This is a genomic window from Streptomyces sp. NPDC048392 (assembly GCF_043200575.1).
In the GTDB taxonomy this organism is placed as follows: domain Bacteria; phylum Actinomycetota; class Actinomycetes; order Streptomycetales; family Streptomycetaceae; genus Streptomyces.
In genome coordinates this window covers 1-5,488 of the sequence record NZ_JBICYB010000085.1, presented here as the reverse complement: position 1 = coordinate 5,488, position 5,488 = coordinate 1, and the positions used below count along the sequence as shown (strand labels likewise).

Here is a 5,488-nt window from a genome sequence, read left to right as displayed (position 1 = left end):
CGTAGAACGCCGTCACAAACGCCACCGGAACCGAAGCGGCCTCAACGAACGACCACCCCTCCGGGACCGGCACCACCACCCGCTCATCCACCACGGTGAACGAGCCGAACCAGTCGCCTCCCAGGCCCATGACCCGGTCGCCGACGGCCAAGCCCGTCACACCGGGGCCGATCCCGGTGACGACACCGGCGCCCTCGCTGCCCGTCCGCGCGTTCTCCGCGTCCGGGTAGGTGCCCAGCGAGATCAGCACGTCACGGAAGTTGACGCCGCAGGCCCGGACCTCGATACGTACGTCGCGCTCGCCGAGTGGCCGGGTATCCGCCGCGGCGGGAACCGGGGTGACTCCGTCCAGCGCCCCTCCGGGCGTGGCACGCAACTGCCAGTTTCCCTCGGGGAGTTCGGGATACTCCGGTACCGCGGTGAGGCGCGGGACCAGGGTCTCGCCCCGCCGGAGCGCCAGTTGCGGTTCCCCGGTGCCGAGGGCGGACGGCAGTGCGGCGAGCGAGGCCGGGTCGAGGTCGAGGTCGGCCAGGACGAACCGGCCGGGGTGTTCCGACTGCGCGGAGCGCACCAGGCCCCAGACGGGTGTGGCGGCGAGGTCCCGCACGCCCTCACCGGGTCCCGCGGCGACGGCTCCCCGGGTGAGCAGCACCAGCTTGGCGCCGGTGGCGGACCAGGCCTCGTCGGCCAGCCAGGACTGCACGAGTGCCAGCGCACGCCCGGCGGCGGCCAGAGCCTCCCCCGCCGTGTCCTCCTCGGCAGCGGCCGGGACCGCCGGGTCCTGGACCACGCTCGTCAGCACGTACGCCGGTGCCGCGCACCGGCCGTCGGCCAGTTGCTCGGCCAGGCCGGTCAGGCTGTCGTGGCATGACGCGATGCCTTCGAGACCGGCGGCCGGGATCCCAGGGCCGACACACGCGAGGGCCGGTGCCGTGTCGGCGTCCGGCGGCGGTACAGGGGTCCACCGCACGCGGTGCAAGGTGCCCGTCCCGCCTCCGAGCGTCGCGTCGGCGTCCTGGAGAGGACGGGTCACGAGTGTCTCGACGGAGGCCACCGGCCGGCCCGTGTCGTCCGCCAGGAGCACCGACACGCCCCCGCCGGCGACCGGCGTGAGTCGTACGCGCAGACGCGACGCCCCCGTGGCGTACAGGGACACACCGGTCCACAGGAAGGGCAGTTCGACGGAGGTGGGATCCTCGTCCGCGCGGGCCGGCCACGCGTGCAGGGCGGCGTCCAGCAGCGCCGGGTGCAGGCCGAACCCGTCGGTGTTCCGCTGCGCCTCGTCGGGCAGGGTGACCTCGGCGTAGATCGTGTCGCCTTGGCTCCAGACGGCGCCGAGGCCGCGGAAGACGGGGCCGTAGGAGAGTCCGGTGGCGGCCAGCCGCTCGTACAGCCCACGCGTGTCGACCCGCCGGGCGCCGTCGGCGGGGGGCCAGGCGTCGAGGCCCACGGGTTCGCGGTGGTCGGCAGCGGCCGTGAGGGTGGCACGGGCGTGCCGTGACCGGACGCCGTCGGTGTCACCGATGTACACGCCGACGGCACGGCGGCCGTCGGCGCCCTCGGGGCCGCCCACCGTGACCTGGACGCGCAGGGCACCGCCGTCCGCGGGGAGCACGATCGGTTTTTCGATGCTGAGCTCTTCCAGCCTGTCGCAGCCGACGGCGTCCGCCGCGCGCAGCACGGTCTCGACGAGGGCGCCGCCCGGGACGACCGCCCGGTCCGTGACCGTGTGGTCGGCCAGCCACGGGTGGGTGCGCAGGGACCAGCGGCCGGTGAACACGTGGCCGTCGCAGTCGGGCAGGGGCACACCCGCGTCGAGCAGCGGGTGGCCGACGGGTTCCATGCCCGTGGCGGCGACGTCGGCGGTGGCCGTCGTGGCGGATTCGAGCCAGTGCCGGGTGCGCTGGAAGGCGTAGGTCGGCAGGTCGACGTGGACGGCTCCGGTCGCGTCGAACACGCGGGACCAGTCCACCGGAACTCCGGCGACGTGGGCCTCGGCGAGGGACCTGAGCAGCCGGGGTTCGCCGGCGTCGCCGCGCCGCAGCGTCCCGACCGCCGCCACGTCGCTGCCGTGGTCCTCGGCGGTCCGCTCCACGCCGGGGGTGAGCACCGGGTGCGGGCTGATCTCGACGAAGTGGCGGAACCCCGCGTCGAGCAGGGCGCGCACGGTGTCCTCGAAGCGGACCCGGGAGCGGAGATTGCGGTACCAGTAAGCGGCGTCCAGCGTGGTCGTGTCGGCCTTCCCTGCGGTCACGGTGGAGTAGAACGGCACGTCCGAGGGGCGTGGCGAGAGACCGGACGCCGCTTTCTCGACCTCGGCGCGGATCTCCTCCACGTGGACCGAGTGGGAGGCGTAGTCGACCGGTATGCGGCGGGTACGCACGCCGTCGGCGTCGTACGCGGCGAGCAGTCCGTCGAGCGCGGCGGCGTCGCCGGAGACCACGAGGTGCGAGGGGCCGTTGACCGCGGCGACGGACAGGGCGCCGTCGTGGGACGCGACGGCACGGCGCACGTCGTCCGCGGGTGCGGTGACGGAGGCCATGCCGCCGCGGCCGGCGAGTGCCGTCAGCGCCCGGCTGCGCAGCGCCACCACCCGCGCCCCGTCCTCCAGGCTCAACGCGCCCGCCACGACCGCGGCGGCGATCTCGCCCTGCGAGTGGCCCACGATCGCGGCCGGCCGGACGCCGTAGGACTCCCACACCGCGGCCAGAGAGACCATGACCGCCCACAGCGCGGGCTGGACGACCTCCACTCGTTCCAACGCCGTCTCGTCCCGCAGCGCTTGCACCAGGGGGACGTCCAGATGCGGTGCGAGCGCCGCGGCGCACTCGTCCATGCGCCGAGCGAACACCGTTGACGCGTCGAGCAGTTCGACGGCCATACCGGTCCACTGCGAGCCCTGCCCCGGGAAGACGAAGACGGGGCCGATCCCGTCGTGGACCGTGCCGGTGACGAACTCGGCGGGTGCGGGTTCCTCGCCCGACGCGTACTGCCGCAGCAGGCTCGCGGCGTCGCCGTGTTCCGGGGTGAGGAGTACCGCCCGGTGGTCGAAGGCGGTGCGCGTGGTGGCCAGGGCGCAGCCGACGTCGGCGGGCGTCTGGCCGGGGTGCAGTTCGGCGTGGGCGGCGAGCCGCGCGGACTGGTCGCGCAGGGCCGCGGCGGACTTGGCGGACAGGATCCAGGGCACGGTGGGCAGCGTTCGGCCCGACTGCTCCACGGTCGCCTCGTCGACCGGCGCGCCGTCGGTCCGCGTCCCGCCGGCTCCCGCCTCGTCGGTGGCCGGTGTCTCTTCGGTGCCGGGGGCCTCTTCGATGATGACGTGGGCGTTGGTGCCGCTGACGCCGAACGACGACACCCCGGCCCGGCGCGGCCGTTCGCCCCGGGTCCAGGGAACGGGCCGGGTGAGCAGCCGCAGGGTGCCGGTGGACCAGTCGACGTGCGGGGACGGATCGTCGGCGTGGAGGGTACGCGGCAGTTCCCGGTGCCGCAGGCCCAGTACGGTCTTCATGACGCCGGCGGCTCCGGCGGCGGCCTGGGTGTGCCCGATGTTCGACTTCACCGACCCCAGCCACAACGGCCGTTCGGGATCGCGCCCTTGCCCGTATGTCGCTTGCAGTGCCCCGGCCTCGATCGGGTCGCCCAGCTTGGTGCCGGTGCCGTGCGCCTCCACCACGTCCACGTCGGATCCGTCGAGCCCGGCATCGGCCAACGCCGCCCGGATGACCTGTTGTTGTGCGGGGCCGTTCGGAGCGGAGAGTCCGCTGCTGGCACCGTCCTGGTTGACCGCCGTGCCGCGGACGACGGCGAGGACACGGTGTCCGCCCCGGCGGGCGTCGGAGAGCCGTTCGAGGCAGAACATGCCGGCGCCCTCCGCCGGGCCGAAGCCGTCGGCGGCGGCGGAGAAGGGTTTGCACCGGCCGTCGGGGGCGAGGCCCCGCTGACGGCTGAACCCCATGAAGGTGCCGAGGGTGGGCATGACGGTGACACCGCCGGTGAGGGCGAGATCGCACTCGCCCTGGCGGAGGGAGCGCACGGCCAGGTGCAGGGCGACGAGGGACGACGAGCAGGCGGTGTCCACCGTGACGGCGGGCCCCTGCAGTCCGAGCGTGTAGGAGATGCGGCCGGACAGGACGCTGGTGGTCGTGCCGGTCATCAGGTGCCCCTCGATGCCGTCGGCGGCGTCCAGGGGCGGCCCGTAGTCGAGCGCGACGGCGCCGACGAATACCCCGGCGGCGCGGCCCTTGAGGGTGGCGGGGTCGATGCCCGCCCGTTCGACGGCTTCCCAGGACGCTTCGAGCAGGAGGCGCTGCTGGGGGTCCATCGCGTCGGCCTCACGCGGGGAGATCCCGAAGAAGCCGGCGTCGAAGTGGCCGGCGTCGTGCAGGAAGCCGCCCTCACGGACGTAGGTGCGTCCGGGGGCGTCCGGGTCGGGGTCGTAGAGGGCGTCGGTGTCCCAGCCCCGGTCGTCGGGGAAGGGGGTGATGGCGTCGGCGCCGTCGCGGACGAGCTGCCAGAGCTCCTCGGGGGTGGTGACGCCGCCGGGGAAGCGGCAGGCCATGCCGACGACGGCGATCGGTTCGTGGGCCGCGGCCTCGATCCGGCGCAGCCGTCCCCGGGTGTCGTGCAGGTCGGCGGTCACCCGGCGCAGGTAGCCGAGGAGCTTGTCGTCTTCCGGCATCAGGGCCTCACATGGTCTTGCGCGGTGTCAGCGGTCGGACGGCGCACGCCCGGCCGCGGGGGGCCGGGGGTGCTGTGGCGGTCAGTTCGGTCCGAACTCCCGGTCGATGAAGTCGAAGAGTTCGTCGGCGTCCGCCGACTCCAGCTGCCCGGACACGTCGGGCGTATCGGCTTCGGGGGCGGTCGCCGGAGCGCTGCCGGCGGGTGGCCGCCGTCCCGGGTCGGCGTCGGCGTCTTTGTCCGCGGGTGTGCCGTCGGCCTCCTCCGGGGCCAGCGCCTGCCCGAGGTAGTGGGCGAGGCGGCTGGCATCGGGATGGTCGAAGACCAGGGTGGCGGGCAGAGGCAGGCCGGTCTCGGTCTTGAGCCGGTTGCGCAGCTCGACCGCGGTGAGCGAGTCGATGCCGAGATTCAAAAAACCCCGGTCGACGGGGATCGCGGTGGCCGAGTCGTACCCCAGCACGGTCGCCGCGTGTTCCCTCACGGTGCGCAGGACCAGCTGGTGCCGTTCGGTGTCGCGCAGTCCGGCGAGGCGCGCCGGCAGTGCGGGGCCGCCCGGCTGCACGTCGTCCTCCACGGAGGCGACGGTGCGGCGTCGGAGGGGTACGGAGGTGCGTGCGCGGTCGTCTCGCGCCAGGAGCCCGACGGCACCGTCGGCGCCGCCCGCGGCCAGGGTCCGGGGGTCGAACCGCGCGGCCACGACCAGGCCGTCCGTCGACCGTTCGGCGGTGTCGAGGAGTCGCAGTCCGTCCTGTGTGGACATCGGCAACACACCCGTCCGACGCATCCGCGCCAGATCCGCCCGCTCCAAACC

The 5,488-nt window shown here is 74.3% G+C and carries 2 protein-coding genes; both read right to left on the bottom strand.

The genetic code is table 11. The features are described from left to right. On the bottom strand, positions 1-4,678 hold a 4,678-nt coding region (locus ACGFYH_RS37155), incomplete at its 3' end, for a beta-ketoacyl synthase N-terminal-like domain-containing protein (protein WP_393807589.1). 81 nt (positions 4,679-4,759) lie between these two features. Next, positions 4,760-5,488, bottom strand: a 729-nt coding sequence (locus tag ACGFYH_RS37150; protein WP_393807588.1) for a beta-ketoacyl reductase, incomplete at its 5' end; no start/stop codon positions are given.